Raw genomic sequence first — 18,395 nt, 5'->3', positions numbered from 1 at the left:
TGGGGGGGGGGGGGGGGGGGGGCCCCCCCGCGACGCGCGCCAGCCGGTCCGCGGCGGCGCCGCCTCCGGCCAGCGCACCGCCGCCGCCACCGCAGCAGGCCACGGCGTCGGGGTGGCACCGACCCTCCGACGGGCGGTTCTCCAGCGGCTACGGCATGCGCCGCCACCCGATCTACGGCACCGGCCGCATGCACACCGGCGTGGACTTCGGCTCCCCCTCCGGCGCCCCGATCTACGCGGCGACGGGCGGCACGGTCATCTCGGCGGGGTGGCGCGGCGGCTATGGCCTCGCGGTCGTCGTCGACCACGGCAACGGCGTGGCCACCCTCTACGCCCACTCGTCGCAGGTCCTTGTGTCGCCCGGCCAACGGGTCGGCCGCGGCCAGGTCATCGCCCGGATCGGCTCGACCGGGCAGAGCACCGGGCCCCACCTGCACTTCGAGGTGCGCGTGCACGGCCAGCACCGCGACCCGATGCCCTACCTGCGCTAGGGCCTGCCCTGGGCGCCGCTGGTGCGCCCGCCCCGACGGCGCGGACCGGCGGGGCGTGGCAGGCTTAGGTCCATGCGCAACCGGATGCTTGCTGTCGTCTGCGTCGCCGTGCTCGCGACCGGCCTGCTCACCATCGCCTACCAGATCGGTCTGCAGTCCGCGGACGATGGGCCCGGCACCCCCGCGGCGGGCGCGTCCAGTGGCCTGCCCCGCGACTTCTCCCGGCTCGCCGACGTCTACGAGCGCGTCACGAGCGAGGCGGTCGACCCGCCGAGCCACGAGCAGCTGCTCGAAGGGGCCATCGAGGGCATGCTGGAGCAGCTCGACGACCCCTACGCCGTCTACTACGACGCGATGGAGTTCACCGCGTTCAGCGAGCTGCTGGACGGCACGTTCTCCGGCGTGGGGGTCATGGTCGAGGACACCCCTGAGGGGGTCACCATCGTCAACGTGCTCTCCGACGCCCCGGCGGAGGCCGCCGGCCTCGAGGAGGGCGAGCGGATCGTGGCGGTCGATGGCGAGGACGTGCGCGAGGCACCGCTGCAGGCGGTGGTCCAGCGGGTGCAGGGCGAGGAGGGCACCACCGTGCGCCTGGGGCTGGAGGGCGGGTCCCAGGGCCCTCGCGAAGTCGCGGTGACGCGCGCGCAGATCGAGCGGCCCGTCATGGAGGTGGGCGAGCTCGACGGTGGGCTCGTGCACATCCAGCTGCTCCAGTTCACCGAGCAGGTGGGCGAGCAGGTGCGGGCGGTGATGGACGAGCAGCTCGCCAACGGGGCCCGTGGTGTGGTGCTGGACCTGCGTGGCAACCCCGGCGGGCTGCTGCGGGAGGCTGTGAACGTCGCCAGCGTCTTCATCGAGTCGGGGACCATCGTCAGCGTCCAGGAGCGCGGCCAGGAACGGCAGTCGTTCGCGGCCACCGGCGGGGCCCTGGGTGACGTGCCGCTCGTGGTCCTGGTGGACGCGTCCTCGGCCAGCGCCAGCGAGATCGTCGCCGGGGCCGTCCAGGACCTCGGTCGCGGGCTCGTGGTGGGCACCCCCACGTTCGGCAAGGGCACGGTCCAGACCGTCCGGCCGCTGATGGACGGCGCCGGGCTGAAGCTCACCACCGCCGAGTACTTCACCGCGTCCGGTGTCTCCATCGAGGGCACCGGCATCGCCCCCGACCGCGTCGTGGATGACGTCGACCAGCAGCTCGCGGCGGCGCAGGAGACGCTGCAGGGCCAGCTCGTGGGGGCCGCGCCGTAGTCATGGCCACCGGGCAGGACACCATCGTCACCAACCGCCGCGCGCGGTACGACTACGACATCACCGACACGATCGAGGCCGGTCTGGTCCTGGTCGGCACCGAGGTGAAGTCCCTGCGCGGGGGGAAGGCGTCCATCGCGGAGGCCTTCGCCACGGTGCGCAACGGGGAGGCCTGGCTCGTGCAGGCCCACATCCCCGAGTACGACTTCGGCAACCGCCACAACCACGACCCCACGCGCCAGCGCAAGCTGCTGATCCACCGCGCGCAGATCCGCCAGTGCGAGAAGTTCACCCAGGAGCAGGGCCGCACGCTCGTGCCCATGACGCTGTACTGGAAGAACGGCCGGGCCAAGGTCCTGCTCGGGCTCGGGCAGGGCAAGGCCCGCCACGACAAGCGCGCGACCATGGCCAAACGCGATGCCGACCGCGACGTCGCCCGGGCGCTGCGGGAGCGCCAGAAGCGCTGACATGCTGTCAGGGCCCGGCCGGTCGATAGACTGGGCGGTGCAGGTCCGTTGACAACTGCATCGAGCACATTGCAATCCCACGGGGGTGACGTGGTATCGACGGATGCCTGTCGACCCCGGGAGAGCGAGCCGAGTAGCTCTGGTCATCTCGTAAAACTGTCCAGGGAACCATTAGGTGCCGAAGACAAATTGGTGCTGGCAGCCTAACTAGGCTGCCTGTCCGCCCTCGCCTGCCTGGGGTGGGGGATCGGGCATCGCATCCAGGCTTTCACCTGCCGGCCACCGCCACGGGCCGACGGGGACAATGCAGTGGTGTACGGCGCTCGAGTCGTCTGGTTCCGGGACGCGAGTGCCCGACAATTCACCGGTAACCTACGCTCGTAGCGCTTCCGGAGTTGAGGCATTCGGACCCGGGGTTCGACTCCCCGGCACCTCCACTTCCTGCTCATGGTGCGCAGCTCTTACACTGCGGCACCGTGGCCGACCTCCGTCGCTACCTGCAGATCCCCACCTCCGCCGGGCCTGTGTACACCGCCGACGGGGGGCGCGTGGTGTTCACCAGTGACCTCACCGGCGTGGCCCAGGCGTGGTCGGTGCCCGCCGGCGGGGGCTGGCCGACCCAGGTGAGCGGTGGGACCCAGCGCATCCAGCGGGTCGAGGCGTCGCCGGCGGACCCTGCCGTCGTGGTGGTGGGGCGCGACGCTGGGGGCGACGAGCGCACCCAGCTGCACCGGGTCGCCCCGGACGGCACCGTCGAGCAGCCCCTCACGGCAGACCCCGCGACCATCCACCGCTTCGGCGCGTTCGTCCCGGACGGCGCCCACCTGGTCTACACCGCCAACGACCGCGACGGCGTCGACTTCGACCTGTACGAGCGGGGCCTCGCGGGCAACGCAGCTCGCCGGGTCGCGCGGCTGTCCGGCTCGCAGCAGGCCACCCACGTGACACCCGACGGTGCCGGTGCCGTCGTGGTGCACGCCCGCTCGTCCATGGACGGCGACCTCACCCTCGTCGACCTGTCCTTTGGTGCGGTCCGGGTCTTGGCGTCCGGAGGCCGGTACCGCCCGGCGGGCTGGGCCGGCGGCGGACGGTTCCTCTTCGTGGCTGCCGACCGCGACCACGACCACCTCGGCGCCTGGCGGCTCGACCTCCTCGACGGGGTCTGGGAGCGGGTCGGGCCCGGGGACGCCGACGTCGAGGAGGTCGCCGTCCGCCACGGCGCCGGAGCCTTCACCGTCAACGTCGACGGCCGCTCGCGTCTGTGCTGGTTCGACCCGGCGACGCTGGAGGTCGGCCCGACGATGGGGCTGCCAGCCGGCGTGGCGTCCGACCTGCGCCTGTCACCCGACGCCACCCGGCTGGCGTTCACGTTCAGCGGCGCGCGGCATCCGAGCGCGGTCTGGCACGCGTCGGTCGGCGGTTGCGACGCCCGGCCCCTGACGCCGGCTGCTGCCCCGGGGCTCGACCCCGCGGCGTTCGTGGAGCCGACGGTGGCCACAGCCCCGTCCTTTGACGGGCTGGCGGTGCCGGTGCTCGTGTACCGCCCGGCCGGGGTGGACCGGTGCCCCGCGGTGGTCTCGGTGCACGGTGGTCCCGAGTCGCAGGAGCGGCCGGTCTTCAAGCCGATCTACCAGTTCCTGCTGGCACGGGGGGTCGCGGTGCTCGCCCCCAACGTCCGGGGCTCGACGGGCTACGGCCGACGCTACGCGAGCCTGGACGACCGTGACCGCCGACCCGACGCCGTCGCCGACCTCGACGCGGTCGCACGGTGGGCGGGCGTCCTGGGTTTCGGGCCGTTGGCCGTCATGGGGGCCTCGTACGGCGGTTTCATGACCCTGTCGGCGCTGGTGGCCCACCCCGAGCGCTTCGCCGCCGGGGTCAGCATCGTCGGGATGGCCAACCTCGTGACGTTCCTGGAGCGCACCGGCGCGCACCGGCGCGCACCGGCGGTCGCTGCGGGAGGCCGAGTACGGCAGCCTGCACACCGACCGCGCGCTGCTCGCCGCCCTGTCGCCGATCTCGCGTGCGGACCGGATCACCACCCCGCTGTTCGTGGTCCACGGAGCGAACGACCCACGGGTCCCGATCGAGGAGGCCGAGCAGATCGTCGCGGCGCTGCGCCAGCGCGGACGGGACGTGCGCTACCGCCGATTCGACGACGAGGGTCACGGCATCACGCGCCTGGACAACCGCGTCTCGGCCTACACGGAGGTGGGCGACTTCCTGTTGGACCACCTGCTCTGACAGGCCGAGGAGGTTGGTGGCGTTGTTGTAGGCGGCCAGCAGCGCCCCGGTCCCGACGAGGAAGGTCATCGAGCGGGAGCCGGTGACCGTTCCTCGGCGACCGCGACCAGCTCGTCGCGACCGTAGTGCCCGGCGATGCCCGGCACCGGGGCGAGGTAGTCGGCCACCGCACCGGGCGACAGCCCGTGGGTGCGGGCAAGCCCGGCGGCGATCATGCGCAGGTAGGCCGGACGGGGCGGCGTGGTCGGTGCGCCTGCCGGAGGCCCGGTGACCGTCATCACGGGTCTGCCGTGGCGCTGCCCGCAGCGGACCACGACCCCGTAGGCGCCCGCGGCCACCCGGTAGGCGGCGGGCGCCGCGGCGGCGCGGGCGGGCAGCCGGACCGATGGCCGGTGCCCCTCGGCCGCGACCACGGTGGCGAACTGCTCCATGGTGACGAGGTACAGGCGAACCCGGGTCTCGGCGCCGCGACGCCCCACGTCGACGAACGCGATGCCACCGCCCCACGTCGGGGAGGTCCCGGCGAACCGCAGCGGGTACGGCAGCGTGGCGGGGGCCGAGGCCCGCGGCGGGCGGGGGTCCGCGCAGGGGCGGTGGACCCGGTCGCTGCCCGGCGGCCGTCCCCCGGCCAGGTAGCAGCGGAAGCGGGGCCAGTGCAGGTTGGAGCCGTAGGCTGCATACCAGACCAACTCGGCTGTCGTGCGTGCGCTCACCGGGTCTCCCCACGTCGACCGGTTGCGCCAATCGTAGGGGCAGCGGCTAGGCTCGCACCCGTGAACCCGACGACGCGACGCCTCACCGAGTACAGCCATGGAGCCGGGTGAGCCTGCAAACTCGCCGCCGGCGAGCTGGCGCAGGTCCTGCGCCGATTGACGCCCCAGCGCCATCCCGACCTGCTCGTCGGCGCCGAGAGCGGCGACGACGCCGCGGTCTGGCGGCTCGACGCCGACCGCGCGCTGGTGGTGACGGCCGACTTCATCACCCCGATCGTCGATGACGCCCGGACCTGGGGGCGCATCGCCGCTGCCAACTCGGCCAGCGACGTGTACGCGATGGGCGGACGGCCGCTGCTGGCCCTCAACCTCGTGGGCTGGTCCGAGGAGCTGTCCACGGACCTGCTGGTCGAGGTGCTGGCCGGGGCCGGCGACGCCGCTGCCGAGGGCGGCTGGGTGACGGCCGGCGGCCACACCGTCGAAGACCCGGAACCCAAGTTCGGGCTGGCCGTGGTCGGCGAGGTCCATCCCGACCGGATCCTCACCAACGCCGGCCTGCGCCCCGGCCAGGCGCTGGTGCTGACCAAGCCGCTGGGCGTCGGGGTGATCGCCACCGCGATCAAGCGCGGGGAGGCGTCCACCGAGGTCGTGGACGCCGCGGTGGCGTCGATGACCCGGCCGAACGCCGCCGCCGCGGACGTCGCGCTGGCGGCCGGCGCCACCGGCGCCACCGACGTCACCGGGTTCGGCCTCCTCGGGCACCTGCGCAAGATGGTCGAGGCCGCGGGCGTGGACGCCGAGCTCGCTCCCGGGTCCGTGCCGCTGCTGCCGGGGGCCCGCGACCTCGCTGCCGCCGGCATGGTCCCCGGCGGCACCGAGCGCAACCTGGCCTGGGCCGGCGAGCGCCTGGACGCCGGCGCCACCGACGCGACGATCCTCACCCTGCTGGCGGACGCCCAGACCTCGGGCGGGCTGCTCTTCGGCGCCGAGCCGGACGCGGCTGCGGCCGCCGTCGCGCAGCTGCGGGCCGGCGGCCACGACGCCGCCGTGATCGGCCGCGTCGTCCCCGGCGGTGGTCGGGTGCGGCTGTGACGTACGCCGAGATCGTCGGGCAGCTGGAGCTCGACGGCGCCACGTACGACGAGATGCTCGCGCATGCCCGCGCGGACTTCCCCTACGAGGCCTGCGGTCTGCTCGCCGGCGAGGACGGGCAGCTGCGCCGTCACTACCCCATCGCCAACGCCGCCCGGTCCATGACCTACTACAACATGGAGCCGAAGGCGCTGCTGCAGGCCATGAACGACATCGATGACCACGACTGGGAGCTGCTGGCGATCTACCACAGCCACACCCACACCGAGGCCTACCCGTCGTCGACCGACATCGAGCTGGCGTTCTACCCCGAGGCGGTCTACCTCATCGTGTCGTTGCAGGACCCCGACCACCCGGCCATCCGCGGGTTCGACATCCGCTACGGCGAGGTCACGGAGCGAGTTGTCACTGTTGACGGCATCAAGGCTCCGACAGGGCCGCGTTAGTCTGGGGAGTATGGCTATCGAGGTCCGCGTCCCCACCGTCCTGCGCGAGCACACGGGCGGGGAGAAGAAGGTCAGCGGCGAGGGTGAGACGCTGGCGGCGCTGCTGGACGACCTGGAGTCGCGCCACCGCGGGCTGCGAGGCGCGCTCGTCGACTCCGAGGGGCGCCTGCACCGCTTCATCAACGTCTACGCCAACGACGAGGACGTGCGGTTCCTGGGCGGCATGCACACCCCCCTGGACGACGGCGACACCGTGTCGATCCTGCCCGCGGTGGCGGGCGGCTGAGTGGTCCGGCGATGCTCGCCCGGGATGTCAGCCAAGCCGTCGGGGACACCCCGCTGGTCGGCTTGCCGCGCCTGTCGCCGCCCGGCTACCACCTCTACCTCAAGCTGGAGGGCCACAACCCCACGGGGTCGGTGAAGGACCGGATCGCGAAGTACCTGATCGAGCAGGGCGAGCGGGTCGGCCTGCCGCCCGGCACGCGCATCCTGGAGCCCACCAGCGGCAACACCGGCATCGCCCTCGCGGCGCTCTGCGCGCCCAAGGGCTACAAGCTCACCTGTGTCATGCCGGAGAACACGTCGGCCGAGCGGCGGACGCTGCTCGCCATGTATGGCGTCGATCTGGTGTACAGCCCGGCCAGCGAGGGCTCGAACGGGGCGGTGCGGGTCGCCCAGGAGATGGCCGGCGACGACCCCGACGTCTTCATGCCCTTCCAGTACGGCAACCCCGCGAACCCGCAGGCCCACTACGAGACCACGGGCCCCGAGATCGTGCGTGACCTGCCGGACGTGGCCGCCTTCGTTGCGGGCCTGGGCACCGGGGGGACGCTCACCGGGGTCGGCAGGCGCCTGAAGGAGCACAATCCCGGCGTCCGGGTGATCGCCGCCGAACCGGAGTACGGCGACCTGGTGTACGGCCTGCGCAACCTCGACGAGGGCTTCATCCCGCCGGTGCTGGACGAGTCCGTGCTCGACGGCCGGATCAAGGTCAACTCCACAGCCGCGCTGACGACCACCCGGGACCTGGTCGCCACGGAGGGGATCTTCGCCGGTCCGTCCACGGGGGCGGCGATCCACGTCGCCCAGCGGGTGTGCACCCCCGCGCGCCTGCCGGAGGGGTCCAAGGTGGTCGTGCTCTCCGCCGACGGCGGGTGGAAGTACCTGTCGACGGGCGCCTATGACCCCGGCGATGTCGAACGCATCGCCGAGCGGCTGGAGAACACGCTCTGGGCGTAGCGTGCCACTAGACTGCCCGGCATGGTGTCCTCATCCGCAGCGGCCGACCCGCGCCCGATCGGGGTGTTCGACTCGGGCGTCGGCGGGCTGACCGTGGCCAGGGCGCTGATGGATTTGCTGCCCGACGAGCGCATCGTCTACTTCGGCGACACGGCACGGGGCCCCTACGGCCCCCGCGACCCCGAGGAGGTCCGGGCGTTCACCGCCGAGGTCGTCGGCTGGCTCGCCGCCGCCGGCGTGAAGCTGGCCGTCGCGGCGTGCAACACCGCCACCGCAGCGGCGATCGAGACCCGTCCCCTGCGCTTCCCGGTCCCCGTGCTCGGGGTGATCGCCCCGGCGGTGGCCGCTGCGGTCCGGGCGACCCGCAACGGCCGGGTCGGGGTCATCGGCACCGACGGCACCATCGCCTCGGGTGCCTACGACCGTGCGGTCGCCGAGGCGGCGCCGGAGGTCAAGCTGCTCAGCCAGGCGTGCCCGCAGTTCGTGGCGCTGGTCGAGGCGGGACGGACGACCGACCGCGCGGTGCTGGACGCGGCCGCCGGCTACCTCGCGCCGCTCGTGGCCGGCGACATCGACACGCTGATCCTCGGCTGCACCCACTACCCGCTGCTCACGGGCGTCCTCAGCCACCTGCTCGGTCCGCAGGTGGTGCTGGTGTCCAGCGCCGAGGAGACGGCCCGGCGGGTTTTCGGCGACCTGGTCACCGGCGGGCTGCTCGCGCCGCCGGGACCCACCGGGCACCGGTTCGTCGCCAGCGGGGACCGCGAGGAGTTCGCCCGGCTCGCGGGACGTTTCCTCGGTCCCCGCATCACCGTCGCCGACGTCACCCATGGGAGCCTATAGATGCCCGCGCTGACCCTGACCGTCTTCGGGTGCTCCGGTACCCACATCGGCCCGACGCGGTCGTGCTCGTCCTACCTGGTCCAATACGAGGACTACCGACTGCTGCTCGACTGCGGCAACGGGTCGCTGGCCAACCTGCAGCGGCGCATCGACATCGACGACATCGACGCGGTGCTGCTCTCACACATGCACGCCGACCACTTCGCCGATCTCTTCAGCCTCTACTACGCCCGCCGCCTCCGGCCCGACGGGCCGCTGCCCCTGGACGTCTACGGCCCAGCCGGCGCGCAGGCGTTCATCGCGCAGCTCCTGCCCGACGACGACATCTTCCCCACGGTCTGCCACTTCCACGTCGCCGCGGCCGGGGACACCCTGCAGCTCGGGCCGCTCAGCATCCAGCTGTTCGCGTCGAACCACCCGATCGAGACGCTCGCGTCGCGCATCGAGGTCGACGGCAAGGTGCTCGCCTACTCGGGGGACAGCGCGCCGACACCCGCCATGGTCGACTGCGCCCGCGACGCGGACCTGTTCGTCTGTGACGCCACCTGGCTGGAACGCCACCGCCCCCACCCCGACGGGGTCCACATGACCGGCGCGGAGGCCGGTGCCCACGCCGCCGAAGCCGGATGCACGGTGCTGCTGCTCAGCCACATCTTCCCGTCCAACGACCCCGCCGAGGTCGCGGCCGAGGCCGCCGGGAGCTTCGACGGGACCGTGATGGTCGCCGAGGACCTCCAGGACCACGTCCTGTGACCGCCGCGACCGACCCCGCCGCCCTGCGCCCCGACGGGCGCGCCGCCGATGCGCTGCGCCCGGTGAGCATCGACCTCGGTGTGCAGGAGCACGCGGAGGGATCGGTGCTCGTGAGCTTCGGCAAGACCCGCGTGCTGTGCGCCGCCAGCGTCGAGAACGGGGTGCCCCGGTGGTTGCGGGGCTCGGGCAGGGGCTGGGTGACCGCGGAGTACGCGATGCTGCCGCGCGCGACCGACGACCGCACCCCCCGCGACTCCACCCGCGGACGCATCGGCGGCCGAACCCACGAGATCCAGCGGCTGATCGGGCGCAGCCTGCGCTCGGCAATCGACCTGACCGGCCTGGGCGAGCACAGCATCACCGTGGACTGCGACGTCATCCAGGCCGACGGCGGCACCCGCACCGCGGCCATCACCGGCGGCTGGGTCGCCCTGTCCCTGGCCGTGGACACCATGTGCCAGCGTGGGATGCTGGCGCAGCGACCGCGGCTGGACCCGCTCTCGGCGATCAGCGTGGGCGTGGTCGACGGGGCGGTCCTGCTCGACCTGTGCTACGCCGAGGACTCGCGGGCGGGCACGGACATGAACGTCGTGATGGCGGGTGACGGGCGCTTCGTTGAGGTGCAGGGCACCGCCGAGGCCGCGCCCTTCAGCCGGGGCGAGCTGGACGGCATGCTCGACCTGGCGGCCCTGGGGTGCGCGGAGCTGGTCGTCGTGCAGCGCGAGGCGGCAGGCCGCGCGTGATGCGCAAGCTGGTCGTCGCCACCCACAACGCCGGCAAGGTCGCCGAGCTGCGCCGGATCCTGGCCGACCCGGACGTCGAGCTGCTCGACGCCGACGACGTGGGTCTCGGTGACGTCGAGGAGACCGGGACGACGTTCACCGCCAACGCGTTGCTGAAGGCCCGCGCCGCCGTCGCGATGTGCGGGCTGGCCTGCGTGGCCGACGACTCCGGGCTGGTGGTCGACGCCCTCGGCGGCGACCCGGGCGTGCGCTCGGCCCGCTACGCGGGCGCCCACGGTGACGACCAGGCGAACCTGCGCCTGGTGCTGGAGCGCATGCGCGGGGTTGCCGACCGGTCCGCGCGCTTCGTCTGCGTGGCCGCGCTGGCCAGCCCCGACGGGCGGGAGTGGACCACCGAAGGGGTCATGGAGGGCACGCTGACCGAGGAGCCTCGGGGGACCGGCGGGTTCGGCTACGACCCGATCTTCCTGCCGGTGGGGGCCGAGCGCACCACCGCCGAGATGGCCCCCGACGCCAAGGACGCCATCTCCCACCGCGGGCAGGCCTTCCGGGCGCTGCGACCGCTGGTCGGGGCGCTCCGCGAGCCGTAGCGGCTCGGCTAGAGGGTCGGCCCGAACGGCGGATGGTCGAACACGCCGACCGCCCCGGGGTCAGCCGTGGCGCCCGCCGCCACCGCCGACTCCCGCAAGGCGTGGATGACCGCTTCGCTGTCCCGCCAGAACGCGGGGTTCCACGTGACCGTCGTCCCGTTGCCGTCGTGCAGGGACAGGGTGGTGGAGTGGCGGGTCGCGGCCAGCAGCCCCCGCCGGCGCAGGGGGCCGCGGCTGCTGCTGATGTGGGTCAGGGCGGCCAGCCTGATCGAGCGCACCCGCCCCGGCGGCCAGGACCGCACGACGAAGTCGCTGTCGTCCAAGCCGGCCTTGCTCTGTCCGGCCAGCACCAGACCGCCGAAGCCGCCGAGCGCGCAGCTGGCGAACGCGGCCACCAGGGCCGTGGCGATCTGGGACATCCCCCCGAGGAACGGCGCGGCCTCGCCCCCGTTCGTGGCCAGGACCACGCTGAAGGCCGTGAACGCGCCGACCAGGCCGAAGAAGAACAGGAGGCTCGTGGCGGCGAACGCGCCGTACGGGGCGTGGGCGACGGTGCGGTCCTGGGTGGTGCCGAGCATGGTGACATCTTCTCACGGGGGGTCGCGGCGTACACCTGGACAATCGGCATGGCCGGGTCGCTACCCTGGCCCGGTGGACCCAAGCCTCGACGACGTGCCGCACGACCACGACCCTCTGCGCGAGCCGACGGTGGAGGCCGAGGTGCGCGCCCGGCTCTCCGCGGAGCTCGGCGGTCTGCGTGGGGCGCTGGAGGCCGCGTTGCCCTTCGCGGTGTTCAGCCTGGCCTATGTGACCAGCGGCGAGCTGCGCGCGGCCCTGCTGCTCGGCGTGGGCTCCGCCGTGGTGCTGTTCGCCCTGCGCCTGGCGCAGCGGACATCGACCCGGTTCGCCCGCAACGGCGTGGTCGGCATCGCGGTGGCGGCGGTGATCGCGATGGCGACGGGCAGTCCCGAAGCCGCGTTCCTGCCCGGCATCATCCAGTCGGCGGCCTGGGCCGTCGGGCTCGGTGCGTCGATCCTCCTGCGCCGCCCGGCGGTGGGGTATCTCATCGGTGCGGTGCTGGACGACCCGGCCGGTTGGCGCGACGACCCGGCCATCGTGCGCCTGGCCAACCGCCTGACGTTCGTGCTGTTGCTGCCCATGGTCGTGCGCGTGGCGGTGCAGTACCCGCTCTACCTCGCCGGTGAGGTCGGGTGGCTCGGCGCGGCGCGGGTCGCGCTCGGCTGGCCGTTGTACGTCGCGGCCCTGGTCGCGGCCGGCGCGCTGCTGGCGCGCGGGCGGACCCCGTTGCATCGCGACCAGCAGCCGGGTGGGACGACCTGAGGGCCCCACGAGGTGTGCGCGCCGCGCCTCTACACTGACCCCCATGACGGCATCCCCGGCTCCCACGGTTCCCACCCAGGTCGACGACCCGGTCAACGCGCAGATCCTGACGGTCTCCGAGGACCAGGTGCAGGGCTTCACCCGCTACCCGCTGCAAGCCATCGCCGAGGCCTCCGGGGTCGCCCTGGACACGGTGATCACCCGGATCACGGTGATGCTGCGGGCCGGGACGATCCGGCGCGTCAGGCAGACGCTGCTGTCCATGAGCCTGGCCCCGGGCGCGCTCGTGGCCTGGAAGGTGCCGCACGACCAGGTGAGATCAGCGTTCGACTTCATGTTCACCGAGGACCCCTTCTCCGGCCATGTGGTCACCCGCACGACGGACCGGGAGACGCCCGGCAGCGACTACAGGCTGTGGACGACCGTGAAGGTGCCGCGGCCGTTCGACATGGCGACGCACTGCCGGTACCTGGCGGCGCAGACGGGTGCCACCGACTTCGCCTTGCTGCCCGCCCTGAAGCTGTTCACGCTCGGGGTCGGCCACGTCCGCCGCCGCACCGTCGAGCCCGGGGACAAGACCGACGCACCGGGGCGGGTGCAGGACACCGAGGTCGTGGACCTGTCCGAGCGCGAGTGGCGCGTGGTGGTGGCCCTGAAGCGGGAGTTCGCCCCCGAGGAGCTCCGACCGGACCCGTGGGTGCCGCGTGCCGCCGAGGCGGGCGAGACGATCGAGGACTTCTGCGCGATCGCCGAGTCCCTGAACGAGCGGCGGATCGTCGGGCGGTTCTCGACGTTCCTGGAGCACGTCAAGCGGCACGCTGACGGCACGCGCGTCACCCGCTACAACGCGCTGTTCCACTGGCGGGTGCCGCAGGGCATGGAGGTGCGTGCGGGCCAGGAGGTCGGCCGGCACCACTGCATGACGCACGCCTACTGGCGGGAGGGCGGGCCCGAGTTCGCCGACGTCAACATCATGGGTGTGGCCCACGGCACCGAGAAGGACAGGGTGCTGGCCCACAAGGAGGCCATCGACGCCCACCTGGTCGCCGTGGGCATCCCGGTGCACTACACCAACGTGTTCTGGGGCGGGCGCAGCGAGATCAAGCCGAGCGAGGTCGCCCCTTCCGCCTACCGGGCGTGGTGCGTCGCCCGGGGGCTCGACCCTGCCGCGATGACGGCTTAGGACCCGCCCCGGAGCGGTATCCTCCCTGGCCCCGGCGATGGAGGAAGCGACATGGAACGAGTGGTGTTGGGAAAGCGCGAGCGGAGCATGGTCGGGTTCCGCTGGAGCGGCCAGGAGCCCAAGGACCTCAACGACGTCGAGCTCGCCGAGCGGTGCGGGGCCATCTGGGAGGGCGACGAGCTCGTCCACTACGACATGGACTCGCTGAACTGGCAGATCGAGCGCGTGAACGAGGACGACTACATGGCGGACAACGACTGACCACGTCGTCGGCGACGTGCGCACTGCCAGGAGGACACTGTGAACGTCGCCGAGCAGTTCGTCGCGGTCCTCGTCCAGGCGGGCGTGGAGCGGGTGTACGGCATCGTCGGGGACAGCCTCAACCCCATCGTGGACGCCATCCGCCGCCAGGCCGGCCTGGCATGGGTCCCCGTGCACAACGAGGAGGGAGCGGCGTTCGCGGCTGCGGCCGAGGCGCAGGTGACGGGTCGGCTGGCGGTGTGCGCCGGGAGCTCCGGGCCCGGCAACACCCACCTGCTCCAGGGGCTGTACGACGCCAACCGCAGCGGCGCGCCGGTGCTCGCCCTGGCCTCGCACATCCCCACCGCCCAGATCGGGACCTCATTCTTCCAGGAGACCCATCCCGAGCGCGTGTTCGCCGATGCCAGCGTGTGGTGCGAGACGCTGGCCAGCGCCGACCAGATGCCGCGCATCGTGCGGGTGGCCATCCAGCAGGCCCTCGGGACGCCCGGGGTGTCGGTGCTGGTGATGCCCGGCGACGTCGCCGACCTCGACACCGCCCACCCCACCGGCGAAGGCTCCTACTGCGTCGAGCGCGGTCGGGTGACCCCGCCGGCCGCGGAGGTGGCGCGCCTGGCTGACGCGATCAACGCCGCCGGGAGCGTCACCCTGTTCTGCGGGGCGGGGGTGCGCGGCGCCCACGCCGAGGTCATGGGCCTGGCCGAGGCGGCGAAGGCGCCGGTGGGCCACTCGCTGCGGGGCAAGGAGTGGATCCAGTACGACAACCCCTACGACGTGGGCATGAGCGGCCTGCTCGGCTACGGGGCCTGCTACGACGCCACCTTCCAGGCCGACCTGCTGGTCCTGCTCGGTACGGACTTCCCCTACGACTCCTACCTGCCCGGCACGGGCACCGCACAGGTCGACCACAACGCCGCGCACCTCGGCCGGCGCACACCGCTTGAGGTGGCCGTGCACGGTGACGTGCGGGAGACGTTGCGTGCGCTGGTCCCGCTCGTCGAGGTGAAGGCGTCCCGGCGGTTCCTCGACGACATGCTCCGGCGCCACGCCCGGGCCCTCACCCGGGTGGTCGACGCCTACACCGGCGACATCGGTCAACGGGTGCCCATTCACCCGGAGTACGTCGCCGACGTGCTCGACGATCTGGCGTCCGACGACGCGATCTTCACGGTCGACACGGGGATGAACAACGTGTGGGCCGCCCGCTACCTCACCCCCAACGGCCGCCGGCGGGTCATCGGGTCGTTCCTGCACGGGACCATGGCCAACGCCCTGCCGCACGCCGTCGGGGCCGCCTTCGGCGCCCCAGAGCGCCAGGTCGTCGCCATGTCGGGCGACGGCGGGCTGGCGATGCTGCTGGGCGAGCTGCTGACGGTCCGCCGGCACCGGTTGCCCGTCACCATCGTGGTGTTCAACAACTCGTCGCTCGGCATGGTGGAGCTGGAGATGCTCGTCGAGGGGCTGCCCGCCCACGGCACCGACCAGGACCCCGTGGACTACGCGGCGATCGCCCGGAGCGCCGGTCTGGAATCGATCCGCATCACGCGGCCCGAGGAGGTCCGGGACGGTCTCGCCCGCGCGCTGGCCACCGCCGGTCCGGTGCTCGTCGACGTGGTGACCGACCCCAACGCCCTCTCGCTGCCCCCGAACGTCACCATCCAGCAGATCCGCGGGTTCGCCATGGCGGCGGGCAGGACCGTCCTGGCCGGCGGGGTCGGCAAGATGGTCGACATGGCCCGCTCCAACCTGCGCAACGTCCGCGCCCTGGATCCCTGACCGGGGCCGGGGGCGGGGACAGGGGGGGGAAACCCGGGCGCGCGCCCTCCTATACTCGCGGGCAGGATCCGATCGCGATCTGGGCAGCCGTGTGGGCGTCGCAGCCGGGCGCCGACGCCACGCCGGCCAGCAGCACCGGGTGAGGTGGGTCAGATGAGCACCAACGACCGTCCACCGCGTGTGCTGGGGGTCTTCGCCCATCCCGACGACGAGGTGTTCTGCGCGGGCGGCACGCTCGCGCACTACACCGCGCAGGGCGCCGAGGCCATGGTCGTGTCGGCGACCCGCGGGGAGGCCGGGCAGATCCGCGACGCGACGATCGCCACCCGCGCCACGATCAGTGCGGTGCGCGAGACGGAGCTGCGCCGGGCCTGTGACCTCCTCGGGGTGCGCCACGTCACGTGCCTGGACCACCGCGACGGGGCGTTGGCCGAGACCCCACCCGACACGCTCGCCACCGAGATCGCGCAGGTCATCGACGCCTTCGAGCCAGACGTCCTGATCACGTTCGGCGACGACGGCGCCTACGGCCACCCGGACCACATCGCGATCAGCGCGGCCACGAGCTTCGCCGTCGAACGCACCCGGGCTCGGGCCGTGCGCCTGTTCCACAGTCACTTCCCCCGCAGCGGGATCCTGCTGCGGGAGCGGCTGGCCCGCTGGCTCGTGGAGCTCGGGAACCAGTTCCGCGGCTCGGTGGACTTCGCGCACGCGCTGTCGTTGTTCGCCCAGGAGTCCACCACCATGCGCTTCGCCGGCGACGACGTCGACGTCCGATGGTTCCCGCCCGGGTTCGCCATCGTCGAGCAGGGCGAGCCCGCGACGGCGCTCTACCTGATCCTGTCGGGCGAGGCCGACGTCGTGCGCGACGAGCCCGACGGCGACCGCCACGTCGTGGCGCGCCTCGGGACCGGTGAGTTCTTCGGGGAGCTCGGCGTGGCGCATCACACGCCGCGCACCGCGCACGTCGTCGCGTCGACCAGCACGACGTGCCTGGTGCTGACCGCGGACGAACCCGAGCGCTTCACCGGCCGTGGCGCGTCCGCGCGGCTCGTCGGCTCCGTCGAAGGAGAGGACGGTCCCCCCATCGGCCACGGTGCCACCACCGTCATGGACGTGCGTGACCACGTCGACGCGAAGGTCGCCGCCATCGCCGCGTACCGCTCGCAGTACCCCATCGAGCCGGGCATGTTCCCGCCCGGCATGCTCGCCGACATGTACGGCACCGAGTACTTCGTGCGAATCCTCCCGCCGCCGGCGCCCGATACCGACCTGTTCGGCTGATGTCCGGTGCGTGAGCGGTCGAGCGACTCGGTCCGTGCGCGGGTGCGGGTGTGGGTCGCCCGACTCGACGAGGAACCCCCGACGCCGGCCGCGCTGGCCGCGGTCCTCACCGACGAGGAGCGGCACCGGGCCGCGGCCATCGCGTCAGCGGTCCAGCGACGTCGGTTCGTCGTGGGCCGCGGCGTCCTGCGCGCACTGCTGGCCGCCGCGATGCGGTGCCCCCCGCAGGAGGTGGCGATCGTCCGTCCAGGCCACGGCAAGCCGACGGTGGTGGGGCGGGCCGGCGCGGCGGGCCGGCCACCGCAGTTCAACGTGTCGCACTCCGAGGGCCTGCTCGTGGTGGCGATCGGCGCCGACACGGGCGTGGGCGTCGACATCGAGCGGCTGCGGCGGCTGCGCGACCCCGAAGCGCTGGCCGCCCGGGTGCTCGCCCCCGAGGAGCGCGCCGCGTTCGACGGTGCGCCGGACCGTGATGCGGCGCTGCTCGAACGGTGGACCGGCAAGGAGGCGGTCCTGAAGGGTCTCGGGGACGGCCTCGCCGGCGATCCCGCAGCGGTGGTGGTCGATGCCGTCGGGCCGGACCCGCGCGCCCGCGCGGTGCGAATCGGGGGCGTGGGGTCGCCGTGGCACGTCCGCAGCCTCACGCCCGCCCCGGGCTACGTCGGCGCGGTCGCCGCCCCGTGCCCGGGATTCTCGCTGCAGGTGCGGTCGTGGACCGCTCCCTGAGCACATGGGCCCTTGCCCGTGGTGGGGCGCCGAGCGTACGCTCGCTGATCTGAGCGCCCTTGCGGTTCGCTCGTGGTCGCGACGCCGCGCACCGGGGCATGCAGGGAGAGCCGGGCGGCTCCACCCGGCGGGGAGGCAGGCGTGGACGAGCTGTACCGGGAGCGCTTCGCGCGGACCTTCGGCATCCTCGACGAGTCCCAGATGCGCCGCATCAGCGCGACCACCGTCGCGGTGGCAGGGCTCGGCATGGGCGGCTCCACCTTCATCGACCTCGTCCGCCTGGGCTTCGAGCGCTTCCACGTCGCTGACCCCGACGTCTACGAGCGCACGAACATCAACCGGCAGCGCGTGGCCACCGAGGCGACGATCGGCAAGCGCAAAGACGACACGCTGATCGCCGAGGCTCGCGCCGTCAACCCGGCGATCGCGGTCGAGGCGTTCGCCGACGGCGTGCAGGCCGACAACGTCGAACGGTTCCTGGACGGGGTGGACTGGGTCGTCGACACCGTCGACGTCTACGCCATGGACTGCAAGCTGCTGCTGGCGGAGCGCGCGCACCAGCGCGGGATCCCCCTCGTCTCGTGCGCCACGCTCGGACACGGTGCGGTGGTGATGGTCTTCGATCCCGCGGACCCCGCCGCCCCGTCGTTCGCACAGCTCTCGGGGATCACCGCCGAGGGCGGTCGTCAGGAGAACCTCGACCGGTTCGTGACGATGATGATGCCGGAGGTGCCCGACTACATGCTCGAGCAGGCGCAACGCGCGATGGAGGGCAAGGGCCACATCCCGTTCGTGGTCACCGGCGTGGAAGTCGCCGCCGTGCTGGCCGGTGTGCAGATCCTCAACCACATGTTCGCCACGGGCGCGCGCCCGACGGCGCCGAGGGGGGTGTTCTGCGAGCCGGTGGCCCTGCGTCTCGAGGAGTTCGTGTCGCCCGCAACCGGAGGAAGGTGACCCC

General features: G+C 73.0%; 21 protein-coding genes and 1 other RNA gene. 20 read left to right on the top strand and 2 right to left on the bottom strand.

Annotation, left to right across the window (positions count from 1 at the left end; all coding sequences use genetic code 11):
- The 5 genes from WD250_12295 to WD250_12275 all read left to right on the top strand — a co-directional run.
- Positions 1-491, top strand: a 491-nt coding sequence (locus tag WD250_12295) for a M23 family metallopeptidase (protein MEX2620983.1), incomplete at its 5' end; no start/stop codon positions are given.
- Between the two features lie 72 nt (positions 492-563).
- A complete protein-coding gene (locus WD250_12290; protein ID MEX2620982.1) occupies positions 564-1,736 on the top strand; it encodes a S41 family peptidase in 1,173 nt (390 codons plus the stop codon).
- A gap of 2 nt (positions 1,737-1,738) precedes the next feature.
- Complete coding sequence (gene smpB / locus WD250_12285) at positions 1,739-2,203, top strand: SsrA-binding protein SmpB (GenBank protein ID MEX2620981.1); 465 nt, start codon at positions 1,739-1,741, stop codon at positions 2,201-2,203.
- An 81-nt stretch (positions 2,204-2,284) separates the two neighbouring features.
- Positions 2,285-2,643, top strand: a transfer-messenger RNA (tmRNA) gene (ssrA, locus tag WD250_12280).
- Positions 2,644-2,679: 36 nt separating this feature from the next.
- A complete protein-coding gene (locus WD250_12275; GenBank protein ID MEX2620980.1) occupies positions 2,680-4,533 on the top strand; it encodes an alpha/beta fold hydrolase in 1,854 nt (617 codons plus the stop codon).
- On the opposite strand, the gene WD250_12270 is transcribed toward WD250_12275, so the two are convergent.
- Entirely contained in the window at positions 4,513-5,160 is a 648-nt protein-coding gene (locus WD250_12270; GenBank protein ID MEX2620979.1) for a hypothetical protein, read from the bottom strand. The genes WD250_12275 and WD250_12270 overlap by 21 nt on opposite strands.
- Positions 5,161-5,220: 60 nt before the next feature.
- Here WD250_12270 and selD point away from each other — a divergent pair, with 60 nt between their 5' ends.
- The 8 genes from selD to rdgB are packed head-to-tail and all read left to right on the top strand — an operon-like array spanning position 5,221 to position 10,866.
- Entirely contained in the window at positions 5,221-6,252 is a 1,032-nt protein-coding gene (gene selD / locus WD250_12265) for a selenide, water dikinase SelD (protein ID MEX2620978.1), read from the top strand.
- Complete coding sequence (locus WD250_12260; GenBank protein MEX2620977.1) at positions 6,249-6,698, top strand: M67 family metallopeptidase; 450 nt, start codon at positions 6,249-6,251, stop codon at positions 6,696-6,698. Before selD ends, WD250_12260 begins: the two co-directional genes overlap by 4 nt.
- A 10-nt stretch (positions 6,699-6,708) precedes the next feature.
- Positions 6,709-6,984, top strand: a complete 276-nt coding sequence (locus WD250_12255; protein MEX2620976.1) for a MoaD/ThiS family protein — start codon at positions 6,709-6,711, stop codon at positions 6,982-6,984.
- 11 nt (positions 6,985-6,995) lie between these two features.
- Positions 6,996-7,937: a cysteine synthase family protein gene (locus WD250_12250; GenBank protein MEX2620975.1), complete on the top strand. Its 942-nt coding sequence runs from the start codon at positions 6,996-6,998 to the stop codon at positions 7,935-7,937.
- Between the two features lie 21 nt (positions 7,938-7,958).
- Positions 7,959-8,780: a glutamate racemase gene (gene murI / locus WD250_12245; GenBank protein MEX2620974.1), complete on the top strand. Its 822-nt coding sequence runs from the start codon at positions 7,959-7,961 to the stop codon at positions 8,778-8,780.
- Positions 8,781-9,533 (top strand): MBL fold metallo-hydrolase, encoded by a 753-nt coding sequence (locus WD250_12240; protein MEX2620973.1) that lies wholly within the window; start codon positions 8,781-8,783, stop codon positions 9,531-9,533.
- Positions 9,530-10,276: a ribonuclease PH gene (rph, locus tag WD250_12235; GenBank protein ID MEX2620972.1), complete on the top strand. Its 747-nt coding sequence runs from the start codon at positions 9,530-9,532 to the stop codon at positions 10,274-10,276. Before WD250_12240 ends, rph begins: the two co-directional genes overlap by 4 nt.
- Entirely contained in the window at positions 10,276-10,866 is a 591-nt protein-coding gene (gene rdgB, locus WD250_12230) for an RdgB/HAM1 family non-canonical purine NTP pyrophosphatase (protein MEX2620971.1), read from the top strand. The genes rph and rdgB overlap by 1 nt, the downstream gene beginning before the upstream one ends.
- Before the next feature lie 8 nt (positions 10,867-10,874).
- Here rdgB and WD250_12225 read toward each other — a convergent pair whose 3' ends face one another.
- Positions 10,875-11,444 carry a hypothetical protein gene (locus WD250_12225; protein ID MEX2620970.1) on the bottom strand — a complete coding sequence of 190 codons (570 nt, stop codon included), beginning with the start codon at positions 11,442-11,444 and terminating at the stop codon, positions 10,875-10,877.
- Positions 11,445-11,517: 73 nt separating this feature from the next.
- Between WD250_12225 and WD250_12220 the strand changes: the two genes are divergently transcribed.
- From WD250_12220 to WD250_12190, 7 genes are all read left to right on the top strand, one after another.
- Positions 11,518-12,207 (top strand): DUF3159 domain-containing protein, encoded by a 690-nt coding sequence (locus WD250_12220; protein MEX2620969.1) that lies wholly within the window; start codon positions 11,518-11,520, stop codon positions 12,205-12,207.
- Positions 12,208-12,250: 43 nt separating this feature from the next.
- Positions 12,251-13,390, top strand: coding sequence for a hypothetical protein (locus tag WD250_12215; protein ID MEX2620968.1), 1,140 nt, complete (start codon positions 12,251-12,253; stop codon positions 13,388-13,390).
- Between the two features lie 51 nt (positions 13,391-13,441).
- Positions 13,442-13,651, top strand: coding sequence for a hypothetical protein (locus tag WD250_12210; GenBank protein MEX2620967.1), 210 nt, complete (start codon positions 13,442-13,444; stop codon positions 13,649-13,651).
- A gap of 39 nt (positions 13,652-13,690) precedes the next feature.
- Positions 13,691-15,427, top strand: a complete 1,737-nt coding sequence (locus WD250_12205; GenBank protein MEX2620966.1) for a pyruvate dehydrogenase — start codon at positions 13,691-13,693, stop codon at positions 15,425-15,427.
- Between the two features lie 153 nt (positions 15,428-15,580).
- Positions 15,581-16,711 (top strand): PIG-L family deacetylase, encoded by a 1,131-nt coding sequence (locus WD250_12200; protein MEX2620965.1) that lies wholly within the window; start codon positions 15,581-15,583, stop codon positions 16,709-16,711.
- 6 nt (positions 16,712-16,717) lie between these two features.
- Complete coding sequence (locus tag WD250_12195) at positions 16,718-17,437, top strand: 4'-phosphopantetheinyl transferase superfamily protein (protein ID MEX2620964.1); 720 nt, start codon at positions 16,718-16,720, stop codon at positions 17,435-17,437.
- Positions 17,438-17,578: 141 nt separating this feature from the next.
- On the top strand, positions 17,579-18,391 hold the full coding sequence (locus WD250_12190; GenBank protein MEX2620963.1) for a ThiF family adenylyltransferase: 813 nt from the start codon (positions 17,579-17,581) through the stop codon (positions 18,389-18,391).
- Positions 18,392-18,395: the final 4 nt, after the last annotated feature.

Source organism: Egibacteraceae bacterium (assembly GCA_040905805.1).
Taxonomy (GTDB): Bacteria; Actinomycetota; Nitriliruptoria; order Euzebyales; family Egibacteraceae; genus DATLGH01.
The sequence above is the reverse complement of the archived record's forward strand: the minus strand, read 5'-3'. Positions and strand labels throughout refer to the sequence as shown.